At 48.2% G+C, this 24,890-nt stretch carries 24 protein-coding genes; 23 read left to right on the forward strand and 1 reads right to left on the reverse strand.

The genetic code is table 11. From position 1 onward, the window contains the following. The 20 genes from VIM72_RS08740 to VIM72_RS08835 form a co-directional block, all read left to right on the forward strand. A partial coding sequence (locus tag VIM72_RS08740) for a 3-hydroxyacyl-ACP dehydratase (protein ID WP_332002456.1) occupies window positions 1–396 on the forward strand: 396 nt, incomplete at its 5' end. A 6-nt stretch (window positions 397–402) separates the two neighbouring features. Next, window positions 403–1,158: a hypothetical protein gene (locus tag VIM72_RS08745; protein WP_332002457.1), complete on the forward strand. Its 756-nt coding sequence runs from the start codon at window positions 403–405 to the stop codon at window positions 1,156–1,158. A 3-nt stretch (window positions 1,159–1,161) separates the two neighbouring features. After that, the gene (locus VIM72_RS08750; protein ID WP_332002458.1) at window positions 1,162–1,581 is read left to right on the forward strand and encodes an acyl-CoA thioesterase; all 420 of its coding nucleotides are present in this window, start codon (window positions 1,162–1,164) and stop codon (window positions 1,579–1,581) included. Window positions 1,582–1,593: 12 nt separating this feature from the next. Further along, on the forward strand, window positions 1,594–2,739 hold the full coding sequence (locus tag VIM72_RS08755; protein WP_332002459.1) for a beta-ketoacyl-[acyl-carrier-protein] synthase family protein: 1,146 nt from the start codon (window positions 1,594–1,596) through the stop codon (window positions 2,737–2,739). A gap of 14 nt (window positions 2,740–2,753) precedes the next feature. After that, window positions 2,754–3,815: a class I SAM-dependent methyltransferase gene (locus VIM72_RS08760; protein ID WP_332002460.1), complete on the forward strand. Its 1,062-nt coding sequence runs from the start codon at window positions 2,754–2,756 to the stop codon at window positions 3,813–3,815. 41 nt (window positions 3,816–3,856) lie between these two features. Continuing rightward, window positions 3,857–5,113, forward strand: a complete 1,257-nt coding sequence (locus VIM72_RS08765; RefSeq protein WP_332002461.1) for an NAD(P)/FAD-dependent oxidoreductase — start codon at window positions 3,857–3,859, stop codon at window positions 5,111–5,113. A gap of 67 nt (window positions 5,114–5,180) precedes the next feature. Further along, entirely contained in the window at window positions 5,181–5,729 is a 549-nt protein-coding gene (locus VIM72_RS08770; protein ID WP_332002462.1) for a hypothetical protein, read from the forward strand. Between the two features lie 26 nt (window positions 5,730–5,755). After that, the gene (locus tag VIM72_RS08775; protein ID WP_332002463.1) at window positions 5,756–6,022 is read left to right on the forward strand and encodes a phosphopantetheine-binding protein; all 267 of its coding nucleotides are present in this window, start codon (window positions 5,756–5,758) and stop codon (window positions 6,020–6,022) included. Further along, on the forward strand, window positions 6,019–7,215 hold the full coding sequence (locus tag VIM72_RS08780; RefSeq protein WP_332002464.1) for a beta-ketoacyl-[acyl-carrier-protein] synthase family protein: 1,197 nt from the start codon (window positions 6,019–6,021) through the stop codon (window positions 7,213–7,215). The genes VIM72_RS08775 and VIM72_RS08780 overlap by 4 nt, the downstream gene beginning before the upstream one ends. A 12-nt stretch (window positions 7,216–7,227) precedes the next feature. Then, window positions 7,228–8,292, forward strand: coding sequence for a beta-ketoacyl synthase N-terminal-like domain-containing protein (locus VIM72_RS08785; protein WP_332002465.1), 1,065 nt, complete (start codon window positions 7,228–7,230; stop codon window positions 8,290–8,292). Then, window positions 8,286–9,065: a polysaccharide deacetylase family protein gene (locus VIM72_RS08790; protein WP_332002466.1), complete on the forward strand. Its 780-nt coding sequence runs from the start codon at window positions 8,286–8,288 to the stop codon at window positions 9,063–9,065. The genes VIM72_RS08785 and VIM72_RS08790 overlap by 7 nt, the downstream gene beginning before the upstream one ends. After that, entirely contained in the window at window positions 9,058–9,690 is a 633-nt protein-coding gene (locus VIM72_RS08795) for an outer membrane lipoprotein carrier protein LolA (protein WP_332002467.1), read from the forward strand. The genes VIM72_RS08790 and VIM72_RS08795 overlap by 8 nt, the downstream gene beginning before the upstream one ends. 22 nt (window positions 9,691–9,712) lie before the next feature. Further along, complete coding sequence (locus tag VIM72_RS08800) at window positions 9,713–10,291, forward strand: hypothetical protein (RefSeq protein WP_332002468.1); 579 nt, start codon at window positions 9,713–9,715, stop codon at window positions 10,289–10,291. 33 nt (window positions 10,292–10,324) lie between these two features. Further along, window positions 10,325–10,684 (forward strand): 3-hydroxyacyl-ACP dehydratase, encoded by a 360-nt coding sequence (locus VIM72_RS08805; protein ID WP_332002469.1) that lies wholly within the window; start codon window positions 10,325–10,327, stop codon window positions 10,682–10,684. Next, window positions 10,685–11,878, forward strand: coding sequence for a DUF2062 domain-containing protein (locus VIM72_RS08810; RefSeq protein ID WP_332002470.1), 1,194 nt, complete (start codon window positions 10,685–10,687; stop codon window positions 11,876–11,878). After that, window positions 11,871–15,746, forward strand: coding sequence for a 1-acyl-sn-glycerol-3-phosphate acyltransferase (locus tag VIM72_RS08815; RefSeq protein WP_332002471.1), 3,876 nt, complete (start codon window positions 11,871–11,873; stop codon window positions 15,744–15,746). Before VIM72_RS08810 ends, VIM72_RS08815 begins: the two co-directional genes overlap by 8 nt. After that, a complete protein-coding gene (locus tag VIM72_RS08820) occupies window positions 15,733–17,250 on the forward strand; it encodes an NAD(P)/FAD-dependent oxidoreductase (RefSeq protein WP_332002472.1) in 1,518 nt (505 codons plus the stop codon). Before VIM72_RS08815 ends, VIM72_RS08820 begins: the two co-directional genes overlap by 14 nt. Beyond that, the gene (locus VIM72_RS08825) at window positions 17,251–18,936 is read left to right on the forward strand and encodes a C45 family peptidase (protein ID WP_332002473.1); all 1,686 of its coding nucleotides are present in this window, start codon (window positions 17,251–17,253) and stop codon (window positions 18,934–18,936) included. A gap of 5 nt (window positions 18,937–18,941) precedes the next feature. Beyond that, window positions 18,942–19,319, forward strand: a complete 378-nt coding sequence (locus VIM72_RS08830) for a holo-ACP synthase (protein WP_332002474.1) — start codon at window positions 18,942–18,944, stop codon at window positions 19,317–19,319. An 11-nt stretch (window positions 19,320–19,330) separates the two neighbouring features. Further along, window positions 19,331–20,623, forward strand: a complete 1,293-nt coding sequence (locus tag VIM72_RS08835; protein WP_332002475.1) for a phenylacetate--CoA ligase family protein — start codon at window positions 19,331–19,333, stop codon at window positions 20,621–20,623. Here VIM72_RS08835 and VIM72_RS08840 read toward each other — a convergent pair. Continuing rightward, a complete protein-coding gene (locus VIM72_RS08840) occupies window positions 20,620–21,108 on the reverse strand; it encodes a DUF6702 family protein (RefSeq protein ID WP_332002476.1) in 489 nt (162 codons plus the stop codon). The genes VIM72_RS08835 and VIM72_RS08840 overlap by 4 nt on opposite strands. Window positions 21,109–21,176: 68 nt before the next feature. Here VIM72_RS08840 and VIM72_RS08845 point away from each other — a divergent pair, with 68 nt between their 5' ends. The 3 genes from VIM72_RS08845 to VIM72_RS08855 form a co-directional block, all read left to right on the forward strand. Beyond that, window positions 21,177–21,758 carry a HupE/UreJ family protein gene (locus VIM72_RS08845; protein WP_332002477.1) on the forward strand — a complete coding sequence of 194 codons (582 nt, stop codon included), beginning with the start codon at window positions 21,177–21,179 and terminating at the stop codon, window positions 21,756–21,758. A gap of 8 nt (window positions 21,759–21,766) precedes the next feature. Then, a complete protein-coding gene (locus VIM72_RS08850; protein WP_332002478.1) occupies window positions 21,767–24,091 on the forward strand; it encodes a M1 family metallopeptidase in 2,325 nt (774 codons plus the stop codon). Between the two features lie 83 nt (window positions 24,092–24,174). Next, window positions 24,175–24,890, forward strand: a 716-nt coding sequence (locus VIM72_RS08855; protein ID WP_332002479.1) for an alpha/beta hydrolase family protein, incomplete at its 3' end; no start/stop codon positions are given.

The raw sequence follows: 24,890 nt of genomic DNA on the forward strand, positions 1-24,890 counted from the left end.
TATATTCCCCAGCGTACGCCCATAGTGATGATCAGTGGCATCCTGGAAGTAGATGGCCCGGTAACCCGTACCGGTCTGCATATCGCTGCAGATAATATTTTTGTGGAGAATGGCGTGCTCACCGCACCCGGCCTGATGGAAAATATCGCACAAACCGCCGCCGCCCGTATCGGCTATATCGCCAAACAACAGAACACTCCCGTTCCCCTGGGGTTTATTGGCGCTGTAAAAGACCTGGAAATACTGGAACTGCCGCCCGCAGGACAAATGATAGAAACCACCACGGAAATCGGCGGTGAAGTATTCAATGCCACAATGGTAACCGGCAAAGTCATGTTTGAAGGCCGCCTCATGGCACAATGCGAAATGAAAATATTCACCAACCCCCAAATCTAATCACATATGAACTGCAGAAAATTAATTGCACTCCCGATGCTGATGCTGAGCATGATGGCTATGAAAGCAAATGCCCAGACATTGAAGAACTTCCTGGATAACAAAGATTCTTCCTTCACCTGGCTGGGGGTCGACTTTACACAGGCTAAACTGATCGGCGACGCCGCCGCCAAAACGGATGCTATTGTTGATCATGAACTGACCGCCTTAAACCAGGTAATCGTAAATGAACAGAAAAAATATGATGTGCCAGGCGCATTTCACCGGGATAAATACAATACCAGTATTGGTTTGGTGAACAAGCGCAATGAAGCCATCAATGGAGATGCCCTGAAATCTGACGAATCTTCCGATTTTGAACGCCTTAAACCGGAAGATATTACCAAAGTAGTGAAATCGTACGATTTTTCCGGAAAACACGGTATTGGCGCATTGATCGTGATGGAAGGCATGAGCAAAACCAGCAAAAGCGCTTCTATGTGGGTAACCCTGATTGACATGGACCGTAAAAATGTACTGATGACAGAACGTTACGTCGGTAAAGGTCAGAAATGGAGCTTTGCATGGCGTAACTACTGGCTGGCTACCATTAAAAGCGTGCTGGATGATGTAGACGATGACTACAACAAACTGAGAACCAAATACGCGGAAGCCAAAGATCCGGAAGAACCAAAACCGGTAGTAGCGGCACCTGCTCCGAAAAAAGAGACAAAACCAGCCACCACTGCACCAGCTGCCAAGAAACCAAAGAAGAAAGGATAAATTATGATACTGACTGAATGCACCAACATACTGATTAGATTCAATGAAGCAGATCCGCTGGGAATAGTATGGCACGGGCATTATGTGCGGTATTTTGAAGACGGCAGGGAAGCTTTCGGTGAAAAATACGGGCTCAGGTACCTGGATATTTTTGACGAAGGATTCACTGTTCCGGTAGTAAATGTACAATGTGATTACAAACGCTCTTTGCGCTATGGCGACAGGGTGGTGGTAGAGACAAGGTATATCGACGACCTGGCAGCAAAAATAAAATTTGAATACATACTTACCAATCCTGCCACCGGGGAAATAGTAGCAAAGGGTTCTTCTGTACAGGTATTCCTGGACAAGGAAACATCATCCCTGCAATTAATTGCCCCTCCCTTTTTCACGGAATGGAAAAGAAAGCATGGACTGGTATAACCAAAGGGTATTATGCAACAGGTGTATGTAGTAGCAGATAATATTGTGGGGCCTCTTGGCAGTACTACCCGGGAAAATTTTGACCAGGTGTTATCTGGCAACAGTGGCATAGCACAGCATCACAATGCTGCCTATGCCGCTGCTCCGTTTTATGGCGCCATCACAGCGCAGGAGCAACTGGACGCTTTTACAGCGCATATTAACGTAAAAGGATACACGCGGTTTGAGAAGCTGTTGACTGCTTCTGTGCAGTCGGCCCTGCAGCAAACCGCAGTTACGCTTACGGATGCCCGTACCGGCTTTATTATTTCCACTACCAAGGGAAATATTGAATTGCTGGAGCAGCAGCCGGAAGGCGCGGTACCACCAGTGGAAGACATGCAGCTATTCACTACGGCAAAAAAAATAGCGGCGCATTTTAATGCCGCCAATGAGCCGCTGGTGATCAGCAGCGCCTGTATTTCCGGTCTGGTAGCCATTTTAACAGGGAAGCGGCTGATCCGGTCGGGGCGCTATGATCATGTAGTGGTTACCGGCGGAGATGTGCTCACCCGCTTTGTATTGTCGGGGTTCCAGTCGTTCCAGGCTGTAAGCGCCGTTCCCTGCAAGCCCTTTGATGCCAACCGGACGGGCGTTACACTGGGAGAAGGCGCCGCCACGGTAATACTTAGCCGGGAAAAAGGCAACGCCTCTTTTTCGCTGGGCGCAGGCGCCATCAGCAACGATGCCAACCATATTTCCGGCCCTTCCCGCACCGGCGAAGAACTGGCCGCAGCGATACAGCTGGCACTGAAAGGAAGCGGGCTAACGGCTGCGGATATAGGATTTGTATCTGCCCACGGCACGGCTACCCTGTATAATGATGAGATGGAGGCAAAAGCGCTGCATCATGCAGGACTGGCCAATGTGCCGGTAAACAGCCTGAAAGGCAATTACGGCCATACGCTGGGCGCAGCCGGTCTTGTAGAGGCCATTATCAGCATGCATGCCATGAAGGCAGGCGTGGTATTACCAACAAAAGGATTTGAAGTGCCCGGTGTAAGTATGCCGGTGAATGTTCATAACACCCTGCTGCAGAAAACATCCCGCCACTTCCTGAAAACAGTGTCAGGTTTCGGTGGATGCAATGCAGCCATGGTCTTTAATCTTAACAGCTAAACAAAGTTATTGTCGTGTTTAATAAAGAAACAAAAACAGCACTCGAAGCAAAAGAAGCTGCATTACGCCTGGCATTTGCCCCGGTTGCCTTCCAGGCCACCCGGGCTTTACGTGATATGGGCATTTTAACAGCTGTGAGCAACAGCCGTTCTGCCGGTATTACCATTGAGGAGATAATGGAACAAACAAAAATGTCGCGTTATGCTGTAAGAGTGTTGCTGGAAGCCGGTTTGGGAATGGAACTGGTGATCGTGAACGACAAACGCTACACCCTTACCAAAACAGGTTACTTTATTTTACACGATCCCCTTACCCGTATTAACATGGACTTTTCCCAGGATATCTGCTATAAAGGCATGAATCACCTGCAGGAAAGTTTAAGAGAAGGAAAACCCGCCGGTTTACGCGAACTGGGCCCCTGGGATACCATTTACCCGGGCCTGTCGCTGCTGCCGCCTGAAGTAGGCAAAAGCTGGTTCGACTTCGACCATTACTATTCAGACCTCGCTACTCCGCAGGCGCTGGATATTGTTTTTGAAAAGAAACCCAAACGTTTGCTCGATATAGGCGGCAATACAGGCAAGTGGGCCCTGGCCTGCACCGCCAAAGATCCGGAAGTGGAAGTCACTATTTTTGACCTGCCGGGTCAGGCCGGACTGGCACAGCAGAAAATGAAAGATGCCGGTGTGGAAAACCGTGTGCATTTTCATATTGCCAATATCCTCCACGAGGAAGTGCCCTTCCCCCAGGGCTTTGATGCCATCTGGATGAGCCAGTTCCTGGATTGTTTCTCTGAAGCGGAAATTGTTTCCATCCTGAAACGTTGCCGGGAAGCACTGAATGAGGGCGGTACAGTATACATCCTGGAGCCTTTCTGGAACCGCCAGCAGTTTAAATCTGCCGCCTTCTGCCTGCAGCAGACATCGCTGTACTTTACCGCTATGGCCAATGGCAACAGCCAGATGTATCATACAGACGATTTCTTCCAGTGTATCGATGATGCAGGTTTAGCTATCATCGAGGAAAATGACCAGATGGGAATGAACTATACATTGCTGAAATGTCAGAAAAAATAAACCCGATCGCATTAAATCAATAACTCCCAAAATCGTCACTTATGAAAACTGAGCAAGTTGATGTACTGGTAATAGGAGCAGGTCCGGCAGGAACAGTAGCGGCATCTATTATTCATCAGGCAGGCTACAATGTAAAAGTGGTGGAAAAACAGAAGTTCCCCCGCTTTGTGATAGGCGAAAGCCTGTTGCCACGCAGCATGGAAGCACTGGAAGAAGCCGGCTTTATTGAAGCTATTAAAGCAAAGGGTTTTCAGCAGAAGTATGGGGCGAAGTTTGTAAAGGGCAACGCGCTTTGTGACTTTACTTTCCAGGAACAATTCACACCGGGCTGGACCTGGACCTGGCAGGTAACACGCGCCGATTTTGATAAAACGCTGGCCGATACCGTAGAAAGCATGGGCGTGCCGGTGGCATATGAAACAACAGTAACGGATATACGTTTCAATGGATCCGATTCCATTACAACGGTTGAAGATAAAGATGGTCAGCAATCGCAGATAGCGGCCCGTTTCATTGTAGATGGCAGCGGCTATGGCAGGGTGATACCGAAATTATTTAACCTGGAGAAGAACTCCAACCTGCAACCCCGCAAGGCGTTGTTTGCACACACCGTGGATGTGCGCCGTTCCATGGCAGATGAGCCTAACCGTATCACTGCTGTAGTACATAAAAAGGGCGTATGGATCTGGATCATTCCTTTCGCTACGGGCGTCACTTCCCTGGGCTTTGTAGGAGACCCGGAATTTTTTGAGCAATATCCCGGCACCGATGAAGAGAAATACCGCGCCCTGCTGGAGGCGGAACCCTATACCAGGGAGCGTTTCCGCGATGTGGAGCTGGTATTTGAACCGAGAGTCCTGCAGTCGTGGTCGGCTACTACGGATAAATTTTATGGAGAGGGGTTTGTACTGACAGGCAATGTAACAGAATTTCTGGACCCGATTTTCTCTTCTGGTGTAACTTTGGCCTGTGTTTCATCGCAAACAGCGGCAAAACTGGTGATCCGGAAGCTGAAAGGGGAAGAGGTAGACTGGGAAAAAGAGTACATGGAGCCTACCATGCAGGGCGTGAATACCTTCCGCTCCTATGTAATGGCCTGGTATGAAGGTACCCTGGATACCATTTTCTTTAAGAAAGATGCCGATCCGCTGATCAAAGGACAGATCTGTTCAGTATTGGCGGGTTATGTCTGGGATATGAGCAATCCCTTTGTGAAAAATCACGACACGGCATTGAAACGCCTGGCCAGGACCATTGAATTAACAGAAAAATTAAAAAGCAACCCGGAGATTGAATAGCGGACCGACATATATTACAGGAAGTTGCATCATACGCCAAAACAAGGTGTTTTTAAATGGGGCTTTGTTGTGGGAGGCGGATCCGGCGTTGGAATTAGCAGGATTCCTGCGGGCAGGATATGATCATTTTTCCGGGCAATATCCTAAATTCCATAAAATGGATGCGCTTAGCAAGCTGGGCTGGCTGGCAGCGGAAGTATTGCTGAAGGATACAGACATCCATTTGCTGGCGCCGGAACAAACAGGCATGGTATTATCCAACCGGAGCGGCAGCCTCGATACCGATCTGCGCTACTATGCCACGGTAAAGGAATTCGCAAGCCCGGCGCTGTTTGTATATACCCTGCCAAATATTGTGATGGGAGAGATCTCTATCCGGCATGGTTTTAAAGGAGAGAATACTTTTTTTGTGTCAGATATTTTTGATACGGACTTAATGAGCGCCTATCCCGCGCAGCTGCTGGCGGAAACGCCTTTGCAGGCCTGTATTTGCGGGTGGGTAGAAGTAATGGACCAACAATACGGGGCAGCATTATTCCTCGTGGAAAATAAACAGCGGAACAATGGCATACCGTTAACAGCGGCGGCTTTATCTTCGCTATACCAACAAAAATAACAATTAATAACTTTAATCAAATTACAGTGGAAAAGTTGATGGCGGATCTGAAAGCGCAGATCATAGAACAATTGAACTTGCAGGAAGTAGCACCGGACAGCATTGGTAACGATCAGCCGTTGTTTACGAAAGAAGGGCTTGGGCTCGATTCTATCGATGCGCTGGAATTGATCGTATTGCTGCAACAGCATTATAACATCCGCATTGCCAATCCTGAAGAAGGACCAAAGATCTTCCACTCGGTACGCACCATGGCAACGTACATCACCGAAAATCAAACCATAAAGGCATGAGTGAAAAGGTGTGGATAGCAGGTGGCGGGGTGATCAGTGGTATCGGGCTGGATATACCAGCCTGTATACAGTCGTTCCGGGATATGCAACCCGGTATGACCACTATGCAGCATCTCTCCTCTGTGCATCGCAATACCTTTCCGGTAGCGGAAGTAAAGGCAGATAACGCCACCCTCGCGGATATAGCGCGGATGCCGGAAAATATCAGCCGTACGGCCCTGCTCAGTATGATTGCGGCCCGCGAAGCCTGGCAATCCAGCGGACTGGGGGATATTTCTCAATACCGGGTTGGATTTGTGTCCGGTAACACGGTGGGAGGTATGGATAAAACGGAAGACTTTTTTGCTACTTACCTCGCTAATCCCCGTGGTGGCCGCCTTCAGCACCTGGTGCATCACGAATGCGGCAGCATTACTGAGCTGGTGGCCGACAGCCTGGGCGTGCGGCATCACATTTCTACCATCAGCACTGCCTGCTCATCGGGGGCCAATGCCCTGATGTATGGTTCCCGGCTCATCCGCAATAATATAGTGGATGTAGTGATTGCCGGTGGAACAGATGCGCTCACCCGCTTTACCCTCAATGGGTTCAATACCCTCATGATCCTGGATCAGCAGCCCTGCCGGCCGTTTGATGATACCCGCACCGGGCTTAATCTTGGTGAGGGAGCCGGCTATGTGGTACTGGTATCCGACAGCCTCGCGGCCCGTTTGCAACCCTGGTGCCGCCTCAGCGGTTTCGCCAACGCCAACGATGCTTTCCACCAAACGGCCTCTTCGCCGGATGGCACAGGCAACTACCTGGCTATGAAAGGCGCGCTGGATATGAGCGGACTGCAACCGCAACAAATCGGTTATATTAATTTACACGGCACCGGTACACAGAATAATGATGTATCGGAAGGCATCGCTATAAACCGGCTCTTTGCGCCGCATTTCCCGGCCATGAGCTCTACCAAATCTTTCACCGGCCATACACTGGGCGCCAGCGGAGGGATAGAAGCCGTATTTTCAGCGCTGGCAGTGAAGGAAGGAATTATTTACCCGAATGCGCGCTTTGAGCACCAGATGAAGGAATTACCGTTTGCACCCGTTACCGCTTTTTCTGCAGGGCATGATCTGCAACATGTAATGTCCAACTCATTCGGTTTTGGCGGTAATTGTTCCAGCCTGGTATTTTCAAGGGCCAGTTAACAGCTATAAATTATGCATATCTATATAAATGGCACCGGTTGTATTTCTCCGCAGGAAACTGCGCTGGGAGGCCCTTTGCTGGCTACTCCCCGGGAATATGAACAGGTACGCCTGGCTACCGTGGACCCGGATTACAAACAATGGATCGATGTGAAACAGATCCGAAGGATGAGCCGCGTGGTAAAAATGGGCGTAGGCGCCGCCAGTCTTAGCCTGGAAGCCGCCGGGGTTACCGCTCCCGATGCTATCATTACGGGTACCGCCTACGGCTGCCTGGATGATACCGGTGTGTTCCTCACCAAAATGGTGAACCAGCAGGAGGAAATGCTTACACCTACTGCATTCATACAAAGCACTCACAATACAGTGGCCGGCCAGATAGCCCTGCTGTTGGGTTGCAACGGGTATAACAACACTTTCGTTCACCGCGGTTTTTCTTTTGAAAATGCCCTGCTGGATGCCATCATGATATTGAAAGAAGGATCGGCAAAAAACATCCTTGCCGGCGGAGTGGATGAAATCACCAATCATAGTTTCCAGCTGTTGTCGCGTTTCGGGCTTTATAAAAAGACGCCGGTAAAAACGATGGAGCTGCTGAAAAGCCCTACCAGGGGCACTATTGCCGGGGAAGGCGCCGCTTTTTTTACATTGGGTATTACCAAACAACCCGGCGCGGTGGCGGAATTGTCCGGTGTAAGCACATTATACAAACCTTTGTGGGAAGGAGAAGTGATAGGGCATATTATGAAATTCCTGGAAGATAATAATTGTACGCCTGCTGATATCGACCTGATTATTACCGGCAGGAACGGGGATATTGACCAGGATGAAATTTATGAAGAAGTAGCGGAGGCGTTGTTCCCGGATCACGCGGAAGCCAGCTTTAAGCATCTTTGCGGGGAATATCCTACAGCGGCATCATTTGGCGTATGGATGGCCAACGCTGTTATTGCAGAACAGGAAGTGCCTGAAGCGGCCGTATTTTTCGGCGCAGCCCCTGAAAAAATAAAAAAAGTATTAGTCTATAATCATCACCAGGGAACACACCACTCCCTGGTACTACTCACCGCATGTTAAATAACCGGATTGTAAATATCGTAGCCATTATCAGTCTCCTGGTGCTTTTGTTCCTGGACAAGGTGATGGCGTATGGTATTTCCTTCTGGTGGTATGGCCTGCCGTTGCTCATTTTTCTTCCTGTTACCGTTTACGGCGCCATGAATATTGAATCGGGCTTCTTCCTGAAAGTACATTGCGAAGCGGATACCACGGAAAAAGTGGTGGCGCTTTCTTTTGACGACGGGCCACAGGAGGCTTTTACGCCGGAAATACTGGATATCCTGCGCAGGGAACAGGTGCCTGCCGCTTTCTTTTGTATCGGGAAGCATATCACCGGCAATGAGCACTTACTGAAACGGATATACGACGAAGGCCATGTGATAGGTAATCATACCTATTCACATCACTTCTGGTTTGATATGAAACTGTCCGGTAATATGCTGAAAGATATGCAGCAGATGGACGCGCTCACTGTAGGCGCTACAGGACTGCATCCGCGCCTGTTCCGCCCGCCCTACGGCGTTACCAATCCCAACCTGGCGAGGGCTGTGAAAGCAGGTAATTATCTGCCGGTAGGCTGGAATATCCGCTCACTCGATACGGTAGCAAAGGATGGAGCCGCTTTGCTGCACCGCATCCTGGAGCAGCTGAAACCAGGCGCGGTGATTTTACTGCATGATACCTGTAAAATTACTGCGGATATACTCCCGCAGCTGATCCGTGGCATCCGTGAAAAAGGATACCGGCTGGAAAGAATTGATAAAATGTTAAATGTACGTGCATATGTGTAAATGGCTGTTAATATTGATGGGTTGTGTAGTAAGCCTGCAAATACAGGCGCAGTCCGGCTTTAAGCCGGTAGGAGATATGGCGCCGCTGAAACAGCAGTTTGCAAAGGCTGCCCAGAGCACCCAAAGTATCCAGTGCGATTTTGTACAGGAGAAGAACCTGAGCATGTTATCCGACAAAATTGTGTCTAAAGGAAAGTTCTGGTTTAAGAAAGATAATAAAGTGAGAATGGAATATCTCCAGCCTTCTTATTACCTGCTGGTGATCAACGGGAAGGATATCCGGATTAAAGACGCACAGAAAGAGAATAAAGTATCCGGGAAGAATAATAAACTGTTTGAACAGATCAATAAAATTACGGTAGACTGTGTAAGAGGCACCGTACTGGATAACGCTGACTTTTCTGTGAAAGCTGCTGAAAATAGCCAGTACTACCGCCTGGAGCTTACGCCGGTGAACAAGGTGATGAAGGAGTATTTTCAAACTATTGTACTGCTGGTGGATAAACAGGATTACTCGGTATCAAAAATTACGATGGCGGAGCAATCAGGCGATGATACCACCATTAGCTTCTTACATAAACAACTGAATACAAATATCCCCGATGCGGTATTTTCTGCTAAGTAGCCTATTGGCAACAGTGATGGGGATGGCAGGCTGCCGGTCGGTGTATAAAGGATTACAGCCTGTAAGCGGGGATGTGAATTGCATCAGGCAGTTCAGTCCGCAGTTTACTTCCACGCTGTACAGCACCCAGGTGGATATCCTGAAACATCACCTGAGTGGACTGCTGTTTTTTAAGCAGATGCCCGACAGCAGTACCCGCGTGGTATTTGCTAACGAGATGGGATTTAAGTTCTTTGATTTTGAATTTGATAAACAGGGCAATTTTACCAAACACTATCTCATGGCCAAAATGGACCGGAAGGCAGTGGTAAAAACATTGCAGCAGGATTTTGCACTGGTATTACTGCGGCCTGATCTACAGCAGGCGCATATGGCTGCGGATAACCGTTACCGTTATATAGTAGTGCCCACTGAAAAAGGGAACAATTACTATATCACGGATACCGCCTGTACGAAACTGGTCCGGATAGAGAAATCATCACAACGTAAGCCCGCCGTTACCGTATGGATGCAGCATTACAGCAATGGCGTGCCGGATACTATCAACATCCGCCACGAGCATTTCAAATTCAATATCTCATTACAGAAAGTAGAAAAGTAAATACGTCAACATAATTATATAATCACACTGTCCATGTTAGCAGGAAATTTTTATACCGTCACCTCACAATCCCGGGAAGCCGGACAGGTGGCTGTCACCATCGAACTGAATGCGGCACATCCTATATTCCAGGGACACTTCCCCGAGCAACCTGTTGTACCTGGCGTATGCATGATGCAAACCATTACAGAAGTGCTGGAAGGCGCGCTGGACAAAAAAGTGAAACTGAAAAAAGCCAGCCAGATGAAGTTCCTGAACATGATAGACCCAACGAAACAACCGCTGGTAGATGTTACGCTTACCTATAAGGAGGAGGAAGCCGGGTGGAAAGTGAATGCTACACTGAAGCGCGACGATACAACATTTATGAAGTTCCAGGGTATATTCAGCTAAGTGACAAAACAACCTACACATAACGAACATTTTGAGCGTCATCGTGCAGCGGTGCTTATTCCTACGTATAACAACGCGGGGACCCTGGGCCATGTATTGTCTGATGCACTGGCGTATACCAGTCATGTGATCGTAGTGAACGACGGCGCTACCGATGAAACAACCGCAGTGCTGGAGCAGTTTCCATCCCTGCAGCTGGTTTCGTATAGCCCTAACCGTGGGAAGGGAATAGCCCTGCGCCGTGGCTTTGCTTATGCATTGGAGCAGGGATACGACTATGTAATTACCATGGATGCCGACGGGCAGCATTTTGCCACCGACCTGCCTGCCATGTTGCAGCAGATCGAGGAAAAACCGGGCGCGCTCGTAATAGGCGCGCGCAACCTGCAGCAGGAGAATATGCCCGGCAAGAATACTTCCGCCAATAAAATATCCAACTTCTGGTTTCATGTCACCACCGGGTTAAAAGGTCCGGACACGCAATCCGGTTATCGCCTGTATCCTTTGCGCCGCATGGGGAAAATGCGTTTTTTTTCCTCTAAATACGAATTTGAAATAGAAGTATTGGTACGCAGCGCCTGGAAGGGAGTCCGGATCGACTGGACGCCGATCCGGGTATACTACCCGCCACCGGAGGAGCGCGTGTCGCACTTCAGGCCGGTAAGGGATTTCTCCCGTATTTCTGTACTGAATACGGTATTGGTACTGGTTACGTTTTTATATATCAAGCCCCGCGACCTGGTCCGTTTTCTTTTAAAAAAAGAGAATTGGAAAAAGATGTGGAAAGAAGAAGTGCTGAAATCTGATGAATCCAATATCAGGAAAGCAGCCGCTATTGGTTTTGGTATTTTCATGGGGATAGTGCCCATTTGGGGATTCCAGCTGCTGGTATCTATCCTGTTGTCTATTAAATTCAAACTGAATAAAGCACTGGTGCTGTTGTTTGCACATATCAGCACACCGCCGCTTACGCCGTTCGTCATTTTTGCCAGCTTCCTGGCAGGCCGGGTATGGATGGGGCAAACCGCCAAAGACCTGGTGTTCTCTAACGGCATCACTTTCGACACCATCAGGGATAACCTGTTGCAATATGTATTTGGTAGTATTACCCTGGCCGTAACAGGAGGGTTACTGGCCTGGATGATCAGCTGGGCAATACTGGCAATTTTTAGAAAAGAACAGAAAAATGGGTAATCTTTTTGTAGCGATCTATAACTTTTTTGAACGGCGCAAAGCATGGATGTGGTGTTGCACCATTGCCAGCTTTTTGCTGGTGGGTTATTTTGCCGCACAAATAAAGCTGGAAGAAGATATTACCAGGATTTTGCCACAGGATAAGAAACTGGATAAGCTGCAACAGGTGTTCCAGGATTCAAGATTTGCGGACAAACTGATCATTACCATCTCCCAAAAAGATACTTTAAAAGAAGCCCAGCCTGATAGTTTAACCGCTTATGCGGCTGCACTTACCACCAGTGCCGGTACGCAGCTGAAGCCATATATCCGGCAGATCCAGTCGCAAGCAGACGACGCCATGATCATGGGATTAATGCAGGTGATACAACAACACTTGCCTGTTTTCCTGGAAGCAAATGATTATGCAAAGATCGATAGTTTGCTGACGCCCGGGCAATTGCAGCAATCCTTACAGTACGATTATAACACGCTGATATCACCAGCGGGACTGGTACTGAAAAAAATGATCCAGGCCGATCCGGTGGGCATTTCCTGGATAGGCGTAAAGAAACTACAGCACCTGCAATACGACGACCAGTTTGAGCTGTACGATAATTACATCATCACCAGGGATCATAAACACCTGATGATCTTTATTACGCCTGCCAATCCGCCAGGCGCTACAAAAATAAATGCGCAGTTCCTCAAAGGGCTTGATGGTATCAAAGACAGTTTAGACCGGCAGTTCCCGGGTATTGCCGCTTCTTACTTTGGCGGCACGGCGGTTTCTGTAGGTAATGCCACCCAGTTAAGACAGGACACCTTCCTCACACAAGGGATCACGGTCGTATTGCTGATCGTATTGATCGCATTGTTCTTTAAAAAGAAGAGAGCCCCGGTGCTGGTAATGCTACCGGTTATTTTCGGCGGCCTGTTCTCACTGGCATGGATATACGTGATCAAAGGCCATATTGCGGTAATGGCGCTGGGCGCCGGTGCTGTAGTATTAGGTGTTGCGGTGAATTATTCCCTGCATGTGTTTAATCATTACCGTCACTCGCGTGATATCCGCGAGGTGATCAACGACCTGGCCACGCCTATGACGCTGGGCAGTTTTACCACCATTGGAGGTTTCCTCTGTTTGCAGTTTGTGCATTCGCCGATGTTGAAAGATGTAGGGCTGTTTGCCGCACTCAGCCTGGTGGGAGCGGCTTTGTTTTCGCTGATCTTCCTGCCGCACTGGATGGTGATGGGAAAGCAACCGGTTGCTGTAAACACTCAGCACGACAACTGGCTCGATAAATTATCCGCGCTCCGGCCTGAAAAGAATAAATACCTGGTAGGCGCTATTTTCCTGCTCACGATTGTATTTTTTTATACCGCGCGTAATGTATCATTTGAAAGTGATATGATGCGCATGAACTATATGGCGCCAAAACTAAAAGCGGCGGAAGCGCAGCTGAACAGTGTGAACGCTTACGTGGCGCAGTCTGTTTATGTGGTGTCAGACGGCCGGAACCTGGAAGGAGCGCTGGAAAACGGGGAGCGGCTGATGCCGGTTATTAGGCAGCTGCAGGAACAGGGTATTGTGAAGAAGTACGCCGGCGTACAGGCGTTACTGTTATCTTCCAAAGAACAACAGGCACGCATTAACCGCTGGAATAATTACTGGACAGCGGATAAAAAACAACAACTGCTGCAATATCTCCGTAAAGAAGGCAGCGCGCTGGGCTTTAGCGCCTCTGCATTTGATTCTTTCGACAGGTTGATCAACAGCAACTTTCAGCCGATTGGGCCGGAAGCGCTAGAAGTATTACGCAGCGGCAACCTGGGCGATTTTATTATAGAGAAAAACGGCACTACTTCGGTGGTAACACTACTGAAAGTGGATCCCTCCCATAAACAGGCGGTATATGATGCGTTGGAGAAATTACCCGGCACCACGGTACTGGATAAACAATATGCCGCCAACCGCCTGGTGGAAGTAGTGAAGGATGAATTCAACAGCATTGCCTGGATGACTTCCCTGCTGGTGTTCTTCGCATTGTTGTTATCGTATGGCCGTATTGAACTGGCGCTGATCACCTTTATCCCTATGGCGGTAAGCTGGATATGGATACTCGGTATCATGGGCCTGTTTGGTATTAAATTCAATATTGTAAACATCATCCTGTCTACTTTTATTTTTGGTTTGGGAGATGATTACAGCATCTTTATGATGGATGGGCTGTTGCAGGAATACAAAACAGGAAAGAAAACGCTTTCTTCTTTTAAATCGTCCATCTTCCTGTCGGCCATCACTACTATTTTAGGATTGGGCGTGCTCATTTTTGCACAGCATCCATCACTGAAATCCATTGCGCTGATCTCTATTATTGGAATAGGAACGGTGGTGCTGATCTCGCAGGTAATGATCCCTTTTCTATTTAACTGGCTTATTACCGGGCGTGTGCGCAAAGGCTTTGCACCATGGACTTTCAAGGGGTGGACACTCTCTGTGTTTTCCTTTACTTACTTCGCAACCGGCAGTTTCCTTTTAACGGCCGCTGGTACGGTGCTGATCCGCTGGAACCCTTTCAATAAAGAGAAAGGAAAAGTATTATATCACCGTATGCTTTCTGCATACACGCACAGTGTATTGTATATTATGCGCAATGTAAAGAAGCGCATCATTAATCCACTGAATGAACAATTGGAAAAGCCTGCAGTGATCATCAGCAATCACCAGTCGTTCCTCGATATACTGGTGTCTACCATGCTGCACCCGAAAGTGATATTGCTTACCAACCAATGGGTATGGCGCTCGCCGGTATTTGGTGCCGTGGTGCGACTGGCAGATTATTATCCCGTAGCCGATGGTGCAGAAGGAGCCATTGAGAAACTGCGGGAAAGAGTGGCTGCAGGGTATTCTATTGTAGTGTACCCCGAAGGAACCCGTTCCCCTGACCCGGCTATCAAGCGGTTTCACAAAGGCGCTTTTTATATTGCGGAACAGCTAGGCCTGGATATTTTACCAATGGTGATTCACGGCACCGCCTATACGATGACTAAAGGCGACTTCCTGTTGAAAGATGGAACGGTAAGCGTAAAATACCTGCCCCGCATTACACCCGATGATAAATCATGGGGAGATAACTACAGCGCCCGTACGAAATCTATCAGCCGTTACTTTAAACAGCAATACGAAGTGTTACGTGCAGAAACGGAAGTGCCAGAATATTTCAGGGAACAGCTGAAATATAACTACATCTATAAAGGGCCGGTGCTGGAGTGGTACATGAGGGTAAAAACAAAGCTGGAGAACAATTATGAGCTGTTCCATGAGTTGCTGCCAAAAGAAGGTCGTATACTTGACATTGGCTGTGGATATGGCTTCATGGATTATATGCTTGCCTGGACGGCGCCCGGCAGGAACATCACCGGTATTGATTATGATGAAGATAAAATAGCTACTGCGGCGCATTGCTTTAAGAAAGCAGCACAGCTGCAGTTTATCCACGGCGATATTTCTGCCACCCCGTTTGAGGAGTATGATGCCTTTATTCTCAGCGATGTGCTGCATTACCTGTCTGCCGACGAACAGGAAACCCTGTTGCAGCAATGTATATCAAGGCTTGCCCCCGGTGGCGTAATTGTAGTGCGGGATGGCGACAGCGACCGGGCCAAAAGGCATGAGGGTACGAAGTTTACGGAGTTTATGTCTACTAAGGTAATTGGATTCAATAAAACGAAAGATCAGCAGTTATCGTTTTTCTCTGCGGCGCATGTGCGTAACCTGGTTCACAAGTATGGTGCAGTAGCGGAGGAAATAGATAATACCCGGTATACATCCAATGTCATATTTGTGATAAAAAAACTCCCCCAAAAAAATTATGCAACACTATGATGTTATCATTATAGGCAGCGGCCTTGGCGGCCTGGTATGCGGAGCAATCCTCAGCCGGCATGGGTACCGTGTATGCATATACGAAAAGAACCGGCAAACCGGAGGATGCCTCCAGACCTGGTCCCGCGATAAGGTGATTTTTGACTCCGGCGTGCATTATATAGGCGGACTGGCGCCCGGTGAAAACCTCTACAAAGTATTTAAATACCTCGGCATTTACGATCAGCTGCGGCTGAAGCGCATGGATATGGACGGGTTTGATCATATCAGCTTTGCCGGCGATGATAAAATATATCGTATTGCCCAGGGGGAAGAGAATTTTATCCGTACCCTGCTGGCAGATTTCCCCGGTGAAGAGGCCGCATTGCGCGCTTATTGCGATAAGATCACTGAGGTATGCAGCAAATTCCCTTTGTATAACTTACGTACCGGTGATTATGAGGAGAAGCGCGCTGTATTGCAGCTCAATACCGCCGACTATCTTCGTAGTATTACCACTAATGAAAAGCTGCAACAGGTGCTGGCCGGTAATAACCTGCTGTACGCCGGCGTAGCGGAGAAAACACCCTTTTATGTGCATGCACTGGTGGTGAACAGCTATATGAAAAGCTCCTGGAAATGCGTGGATGGCGGCTCCCGGATCGGAAAACTGTTGTGCCGGAAAATCAGGGAGCATGGCGGGGAAGTGATCCGTAATATGGCCGTTACGGCTATTAACGGGGAAGGCGACCGGGTAGACCATATTGTATTGCAGGATGGCAGTAAGGCACGGGCCACGCATTATATCTCCAACCTGCATCCTGCGCAAACCATGGCCATTACGCACAGCGATGTATTAAGGGGCGCCTACCGTAACCGCATACAGGGCCTTGAAAACTCTGTGGGGGCTTTTGTGCTGAACGTTGCATTGAAGCCACGTACCTTTAAATATCTTAACTATAATCATTATTACCACGCTACTGGTAATGCCTGGGCTGGTATTGCCTATAAAGAAGAGGAATGGCCGCAAACCTATGCCATGTATGTATCTGCCGGTTCAAAGGATGAAACATGGGCGGAAAGTTTGTCGGTGATGACCTACATGCGGTATGAAGAGGTACAGCCATGGCAGCATACTTTCAACACCGTATTACAAACAGGCAGCAGGGGAGCGGATTATGAGGCTTTTAAAGAGAAGAAGGCCAACCTGCTCATTGATTGCGTGGAAAAGCAGTTCCCGGGTTTTCGCGACTGCATCCATACGTCTTATGTTGCTACGCCTTTGTCGTACCGCGATTATATCGGTACCGGGGACGGCAGTATGTACGGCATCGCAAAAGATAGTGCAGATCCTTTGCGGACAATGATTTCTGCCCGTACCAAACTATCCAATTTGTATCTTACCGGGCAAAACCTGAACTTGCATGGAATTCTGGGGGTAACCATCAGCGGTGTGATCACCTCGGCGGAATTGCTGGGAATGGATTTCCTGGTAAATGAAATTAATCAGTCAATATATACTTAAGTGAAAAATAAGAAACGCAGCGGCTGGAGAAAATTTGGACGCATATTATTATACATTCTCGGCTTTTTCATATTGCTTTTTGTGGGACTGGCCATTTACCTGGTAGCTGTAAGCAAAATGCCTCCGCCGGAAATTGCAGACAAGCGCGCGTTGCAGCTGCAACGTACTGCGCTGGACAGTACTGCATATACCCTGGGCAACAACTGGTTCCGTAAAAGCAATAGCGGTTTGTACGAGATGTATGTGGAAGGCGCTCCTTTTGAAAGGGGAGTGATCAATGGTAAACTTTCCGGGGAGCTGATCCGCCGGCAGGAAGACGTGTTTGTGGCGCAGTTCAGTAAAATAGTGCCTTCTACTTTTTACCTGCATTTCCTGAAATATTTTATAGGCTGGTTTAACCGTGACCTGGCAGATCATGTGCCGGAGGAGTTCAAGGAAGAAATATACGGGGAGTCCTTTTCTGCTTCTCCCAACTACGATTATATCGGTACCAATTATTCCAGGCTGATGAACTATCATGCCGCACACGATATCGGGCATGCCCTGCAGGGCATGATGCTGGTAGGTTGTACTTCTTTTGGTACCTGGAATGAGGAGTCGGCCGACAGTAACCTGATCATTGGCCGTAACTTTGATTTTTACATGGGCGATGATTTTGCGAAAGAGAAGATGGTGGTATTCTACCGCCCGCAGAAAGGCCATAACTTTATGTTTGTAACCTGGGGAGGCTTTACCGGCGTGGTATCCGGCATGAACGATAAGGGCCTGACGGTAACCATCAATGCGGCGAAAACCAGTGTGCCTACCGCCGCTGCTACCCCCGTGTCGCTGGTGGCGAGGGAAATATTGCAGTATGCAAAAAATATCAACGAAGCCTGGGAAATTGCACGGAAGCGCAAAATGTTCGTATCTGAATCTTTCCTGATCGGCTCTGCAGAAGACAACAAAGCCGTGCTTATCCAGAAAACGCCCGAAGGGATGGATATGTATAGCTCCGGTAAAAACTTTATCACCTGTACCAATCACTACCAGGGCGATTCATTGGGCAACCTTGCTTCCAATAAACTGCAGATGAAAGAAAGCGCTTCCGAATACCGCTTTGAAAGGCTTACAGAGCTGATGAAAGAGAAAGGTCCCAATACGGTTCAGAAAACAGTGGAGATCCTGCGCGACCGTGGCGGGTTGCATAATACCAACATCGGGATAGGGAATGAGAAAGCCATTAACCAGATGATAGCGCATCACTCTATTGTGTTTGAACCTAAGAAGGGAATGGTATGGGTATCTACCGCTCCGTACCAGCTGGGGCAGTTTGTGGCGTATGATCTGAATAAGATATTCAGTATGCACGGCCTTACAAGCGATCATGAAGTATACGACAGCGCACAGAATATTGCGGCCGATAGCTTCCTGTTGTCGAAAGAGTATCTTGCGTTTGAAACATACCGCCGGCTGAGGGATCAGCTGAAAGAAGGACAGGCAGTGGATATCAATGCGCTGATCGCTTCCAACCCGGCCTATTACCATACCTACGTGCTGGCAGGCGATTATGAGTATAAGCAGAAAGCATATGCTAAAGCAAAGTCGTATTATGAAACAGCTTTAACAAAAGTAATTGCTACCAAAGGAGAGGAAGATCATATCCGCAAGCAGCTGGCACTGTGTAATGCTAAACTAAAAAGCTAACCGCTATGATCATTGGCATCGGGACAGATATCGTAGAAGTACCACGCATCGCGGCAAAGCTGGCGAAAGGAGACGGGTTCCGTAACCTGGTTTTCACCCCTTTTGAGATCAGTTACTGTGAAAAACAGGCGATGCCTGCTGAAAGCTATGCTGCCCGGTTTGCTGCAAAGGAAGCCCTGCTAAAGGCTTTGGGCACAGGCTGGGGCAATGGTGGTATAAACTTCGATGAAATAGAAATACGCAACGATGCCGCCGGGAAACCGGAACTATTTTTAATAGGGAATGGAGCCGGCAGGTATGAACAGGCAGGCATAAAAAAAATATGGGTATCCTTATCCCATGAAAAAAGCGCCGCTGTTGCCATGGTGATTTTAGAAGGATAAATTTACAGCAAATGTATATACCGGATATAGAACTACAGTCGAAAGCAGCCATCAGGGCTTACCAGGAGAAGGAAGTATTACGCCTGCTGGGGTACCTGCGTGAGTTTTCGCCATTCTATAAAGCATGGTTTAAAAAGCACGGCATTGTTGCAGACCAGGTTCAGTCGCTGGAAGCATTTTCGCAGATCCCTCCTGTTACCAAAGAAGATCTGCAGGAACATAACTGGGAATTTCTTTGTGTAGATAAAAGCAAGATAGCCGAATACACTACTACTTCCGGTACTTTAGGCCGCCCGGTGATCATTGCTTTAACAGAAAAAGACCTGCAACGCTTAAGCTATAACGAATATATTTCTTTTTGTTGTGCAGATGGCACCGACAGTGATATCTACCAGCTGATGCTTACACTCGATCGCCAGTTTATGGCAGGTATGGCGTATTACAACGGTATCCGCAAACTGGGAGCAGGCGTACTGCGTGTTGGTCCCGGTGTGCCCAGTATGCAATGGGAAAACATCCGGCGTATTCAACCTACCACTATTGTAGGAGTTCCTTCCTTTATTGTAAAACTGATCGCTTACGCAAAAGAACACCATATTGATGTGAATGAAACCTCGGTGAAGAAAGCAGTATGTATCGGGGAGAATATCCGCAACACAGATTTTTCATTGAATGTATTAGGGAAGAAGATCACAGAGCAATGGAACATCCGGCTTTACTCCACTTATGCCTCCACTGAAATGCAAACCGCCTTTACCGAATGTAAAGCCGGGCAGGGCGGGCATCATCACCCGGAATTATTGTATGTGGAGTTGCTCGATGAAAATAACCAGCCGGTGGCTCCCGGTGAGGAAGGGGAAGTAACCATCACCACACTTGGCGTGGAAGGCATGCCCCTGCTGCGTTACAAAACAGGCGACATTTGCCAGTATCATTATGAAGCCTGTTCATGCGGCAGGCATACGCTCCGGTTATCTCCCGTAATAGGACGTAAAAAACAGATGATCAAATATAAGGGCACTACCCTGTATCCACCGGCCCTGTTTGATTTGCTCAATGATATGGAAGATGTGAAGGAATTTGTGGTAGAAGTATATTCCAATGAACTGGGCACTGATGAAATACTGTTACACCTGTGGCCGCGGGAAGAATCGGAGGAAATGGACCGTAAGATAAAATCCTACCTGCAGGCGAAGCTGCGTGTAATACCGCAGGTAAGGTATACGGGGCAGCAGGATATTATGCGGATGCAGTTCCCTGAGAATAGCCGTAAGCCGGTGAAGTTTGTGGATAACAGGAGTTAAAACCCCATCACCGCCACCTCTTCCGGGTTATCCAGCTTCGTGCTTTTCCGCTCGCCGCCCACCAGTACATGCACCATATTCGTTTGCGTAGCATGCCGTTCATACAACAGGTTATTCTTCACCTGTACCTTTTTGGGCACAGGTATGTTTTCCGCTTCGAGGAAGCTCCACACGGCATCTTCCTCTATCTTATAACCAATAAAATGCAGGGGAATATTTTTACCGTCGAGGGTAATCACAAGATGTTGTGAAAGATAGGCAGCCACGTATCCTTCCGCCTGTTTCCTGTTGGCAGGATGGGTAAGATCCAGGGGGACCTTGTATTGCGCTTTAAGTGTATTTTCCAGGTCGTCTGTAAAAATACGGCAGCTTACCTGCAGTTCTTTTTTACCCGCATCATGTGAAATCTCCGTCACGCTTGCATAAAAGGGGTGCAGGGCTGTGAGCCACAGGGCCATCCACCATTTACATAATAATAAACCCACTGGACTAATATTTTTTAAAAAATTAACTTTTACTTTTTATAATTACCAAAATTATAGAAAAGGGGACAATGGACGAGTTGTATTTTCAGCTGGGGTGGCAACATATTATAAACTGGGATGCGTATGACCATATTCTTTTTGTAATAGCGCTGAGTGCCATTTACCTGTTGGGCGACTGGAGAAAAGTGCTAGTATTGGTGACTGCATTTACAGTGGGGCATTCCATTACGCTGGCTTTAAGTGTGTTACACATTATCCGTATACCTGCGGCGCTGATTGAGTTCCTGATACCCGTTACCATTTGTATTACCGCCATTTCTAACATTATCCGGAAAAGCGATGAGCCGCAAAAGCTGCAACTGAACTATTTCTACGCATTATTTTTCGGATTGATCCATGGACTGGGATTTTCCAATTACCTGAAAAGCTTGCTGGGAAGCCAGGCGAATATTGTTAAACCACTCCTGGGATTCAATTTAGGGCTGGAATTCGGGCAGATCATCATCGTAATGTGCATACTGCTCATTTCAACGGCGATCGTGAAATTTGGCGGCTTAAAACGCCGGGATTGGAGCATGTTCCTTTCCTCTGCCACTTTTGGTGTAGCGTTTTTAATGGTTATTCAAGGCGTAAGAGCACTGTTTATATAATACTGTTTATGAGAAAACAACTTTATCTTACCGGGATATTGTGCTGCAGCGCATGGCTGCTGCAGGCGCAGAGCAACCCCGGATCCAATCATGGCAACCGTTTTGAGCAGCTGGGCACCATGTTGCAAACACCTAACATGTACCGCTCCGCTTCCGGCGCTCCCGGTCCAAAATACTGGCAGCAACGGGCCGATTATGATATAGAAGCGCAGCTGGATGATGAACAGCAGAAGCTTACCGGCGCAGAAACCATCACCTACTTTAATAATTCCCCCGACCCGCTGAGCTACCTGTGGCTGCAGCTGGATGAGAATGAGCACGACAGTAAAAGCGACAACCAGCAATTCGACGAAAGCCGCATGTCGGATAAAATGACAATGTCTACTTTGAACAGGATCCTCCCCCAGGGGAAAGACCTGGGTGTAAAGATTGTAAAGCTGACAGATGCCGATGGCAAAGCGTTGCCCTACACGATCAACCAGACCATGCTCCGCATCGATCTGCCAAAACCGTTGATGCCGGGGGAAAAGTACCGGTTCAAAGTATCGTGGTGGTATAATATCTCCGACCGTATGACGGTGGGCGGTCGTGGTGGCTATGAATATTTCCCGGAAGATAAAAATTACCTGTATACCATTTCCCAATGGTACCCGCGGTTGGCAGTGTATTCCGACTTCCAGGGCTGGCAGAATAAACAGTTCACCGGCAGGGGGGAATTTGCCCTTACTTTCGGCAATTTTCGTGTACGCATGACCGTTCCTGCCGATCATATAGTAGGCGCTACCGGCGAATGCCAGAACTACAAGGAAGTGCTTACTCCCGCCCAATACCAGCGCTGGCAACAGGCGCAGAACAGCAAGGAGCCGGTGGAAGTGGTAAATCTCGGAGATGCAAAGAAAGCCATGCAGGGCCGCTCCGGTAAAACAAACACCTGGGTGTATGAAGCACAGAATGTACGCGACTTCGCCTGGGTATCATCCCGCCGTATTGTATGGGATGCGATGGCAGCCAATGTAGAAGGCAATAAGGTAATGGCCATGTCGTACTACGGGCCGGAAGCCTACCCGCTGTACCGCCGGTATTCCACCAAAGTAGTGGCGCATACGCTTAAGTCCTACTCAAAGCATACCATTCCATATCCTTACCCCGTGGCTATTTCCGTGGAAGCCGCCAACGGCATGGAATATCCCATGATCTGCTTTAACTACGGCCGCGCCGATAAAGACGGTACCTACAGCGAAGCAACAAAGAACGGGATGATAGGAGTGATCACCCATGAAGTGGGACATAACTTCTTCCCTATGATCGTGAACTCCGATGAAAGGCAATGGACCTGGATGGATGAAGGGCTTAATACTTTCTGCCAGTTTATGGCGGAACAGGAGTGGGACAGCAACTTCCCCTCCGGTCGTGGCCCTGCCCATAAGATCGTGGACTATATGAAGATGCCCAAAGATCAGCTGGAACCTATCATGACAAACTCCGAGAACATTGTGCAGTTTGGGCCGAATGCTTATGCAAAACCGGCAACAGGACTGAATATACTGCGGGAAACCATCATGGGCCGCGAACTGTTTGATTTTGCTTTCCGGGAATACGCACGTCGCTGGGCATTCAAACACCCTACCCCGGCCGACTTCTTCCGTACCATGGAAGATGCCTCCGCCGTGGACCTGGACTGGTTCTGGCGCGGATGGTTCTTTGGAATTGAACCGGTGGATATCTCTATCGACAGCGTAAAATGGTATCGTATGGATGGAAAGAACCCGGAAGAAACAGCTAAAAATGAACAGGCGGCTTATGATAAAAATATGGACCACATAGCCAGGCAGCGGAACAAAGCCGCCGGTGTGAAATTCGCAGTAGACCAGGATACCAGTCTGCAGGATTTCTACAGCAAATGGAACCGCTTTGAGATAAGCCAGGAAGATAGAGCTGCCTATAACCAGTTTTATAACGGGTTAAGCAAAGAGGAAAAAGCGCTTTATGATAGTAAGAAGAACTTCTACCAGCTTACATTTTCCAATAAAGGTGGGCTGGTGATGCCGCTTATTATTGAATGGACCTTTGCAGACGGCACAAAAGAAACCGACCGCATTTCTGCCTACATCTGGCGTAAGAATGAAAATGAAGTGACAAAAGTATTTGCGAAAGACAAGCAGGTGGTAGCTGTAAAGCTGGACCCATTGCGTGAAACAGCCGATATAGACGAAAGCAATAACAGCTGGCCACGGGAGGCGGCAGCTTCCAGGTTCGAGTTGTTTAAATCAACCGGTGGCATCCGTGGCGCTTCCAGCGGTGATAACCCAATGAAGAAAGCCAGTATAAAATAAACAAGCTATTTTATATTTTGTGGCGGCTATCATGATAGTATGATAGCCGCCTTATTTTTTAAGATGTTTTAAAAGCCAGAGTTATGAAAGCAATAGCCCGTTTTTTATTATTGATATGCCTGGCACAAACGGCCAGGGCCGCGGAGGTGGATACCGTATCTATTCTTAGCGCAAAAATGAAGCGCGCCTACAAATGCGTGGTCATTACACCCGCTACCTATAAAAACGGTACGCAACGGTACCCGGTTGTATACCTGCTGCACGGCGCCGGCGGTAATTTTGCCAATTGGGTCACCAATGTGCCGGTTATCAAGGAACTGGCGGATGCTTACCAGTGCATGATTGTATGCCCCGACGGTGCAGTAACCAGCTGGTATTTTGACAGCCCGGTAGACAGCTCCATGCGTTTTGAAACCTATGTATCAAAGGAAATACCGCAGTATATAGACCAGCACTATCAAACCTTACCTGAACCTGCTCACCGCGCTATTGCCGGCCTGAGCATGGGCGGCCACGGTGCATTGTACCTTGCTATCCGCCACCAGGATGTGTTTGGCGCTGCAGGCGCTATGAGTGGGGGTGTGGATATACGTCCCTTCCCCAAGAACTGGGACCTGAAGAAACGCCTCGGTGAGCCGGGACCCGATGGGGCTAACTGGTACGACTATACGGTACTTAAACAGGTGGAGGGATTGAAGTCCGGCGCTTTATCGCTGATCATTGATTGCGGGGTGAAAGATTTTTTTATTGATGTAAACCGGGAGCTTCATAAGAAATTGTTGCTGGCAGGTATTGATCA

Origin of the sequence: Chitinophaga sp. (assembly GCF_036569185.1) — a bacterium.
Lineage (GTDB): Bacteria > Bacteroidota > Bacteroidia > Chitinophagales > Chitinophagaceae > Chitinophaga.

Excerpts from the sequence above, each read along its gene's own strand:
- VIM72_RS08805 (WP_332002469.1), top strand. The coding sequence starts at position 10,325 with ATGTTAGCAGGAAATTTTTATACCGTCACCTCACAATCCCGGGAAGCC.
- VIM72_RS08780 (WP_332002464.1), top strand. The coding sequence starts at position 6,019 with ATGAGTGAAAAGGTGTGGATAGCAGGTGGCGGGGTGATCAGTGGTATC.
- VIM72_RS08745 (WP_332002457.1), top strand. The coding sequence starts at position 403 with ATGAACTGCAGAAAATTAATTGCACTCCCGATGCTGATGCTGAGCATG.
- VIM72_RS08820 (WP_332002472.1), top strand. The coding sequence starts at position 15,733 with ATGCAACACTATGATGTTATCATTATAGGCAGCGGCCTTGGCGGCCTG.
- VIM72_RS08850 (WP_332002478.1), top strand. The coding sequence starts at position 21,767 with ATGAGAAAACAACTTTATCTTACCGGGATATTGTGCTGCAGCGCATGG.
- VIM72_RS08800 (WP_332002468.1), top strand. The coding sequence starts at position 9,713 with ATGGCAGGCTGCCGGTCGGTGTATAAAGGATTACAGCCTGTAAGCGGG.
- VIM72_RS08790 (WP_332002466.1), top strand. The coding sequence starts at position 8,286 with ATGTTAAATAACCGGATTGTAAATATCGTAGCCATTATCAGTCTCCTG.
- VIM72_RS08815 (WP_332002471.1), top strand. The coding sequence starts at position 11,871 with ATGGGTAATCTTTTTGTAGCGATCTATAACTTTTTTGAACGGCGCAAA.
- VIM72_RS08755 (WP_332002459.1), top strand. The coding sequence starts at position 1,594 with ATGCAACAGGTGTATGTAGTAGCAGATAATATTGTGGGGCCTCTTGGC.
- VIM72_RS08750 (WP_332002458.1), top strand. The coding sequence starts at position 1,162 with ATGATACTGACTGAATGCACCAACATACTGATTAGATTCAATGAAGCA.
- VIM72_RS08785 (WP_332002465.1), top strand. The coding sequence starts at position 7,228 with ATGCATATCTATATAAATGGCACCGGTTGTATTTCTCCGCAGGAAACT.
- VIM72_RS08830 (WP_332002474.1), top strand. The coding sequence starts at position 18,942 with ATGATCATTGGCATCGGGACAGATATCGTAGAAGTACCACGCATCGCG.
- VIM72_RS08795 (WP_332002467.1), top strand. The coding sequence starts at position 9,058 with ATGTGTAAATGGCTGTTAATATTGATGGGTTGTGTAGTAAGCCTGCAA.
- VIM72_RS08835 (WP_332002475.1), top strand. The coding sequence starts at position 19,331 with ATGTATATACCGGATATAGAACTACAGTCGAAAGCAGCCATCAGGGCT.
- VIM72_RS08765 (WP_332002461.1), top strand. The coding sequence starts at position 3,857 with ATGAAAACTGAGCAAGTTGATGTACTGGTAATAGGAGCAGGTCCGGCA.
- VIM72_RS08845 (WP_332002477.1), top strand. The coding sequence starts at position 21,177 with ATGGACGAGTTGTATTTTCAGCTGGGGTGGCAACATATTATAAACTGG.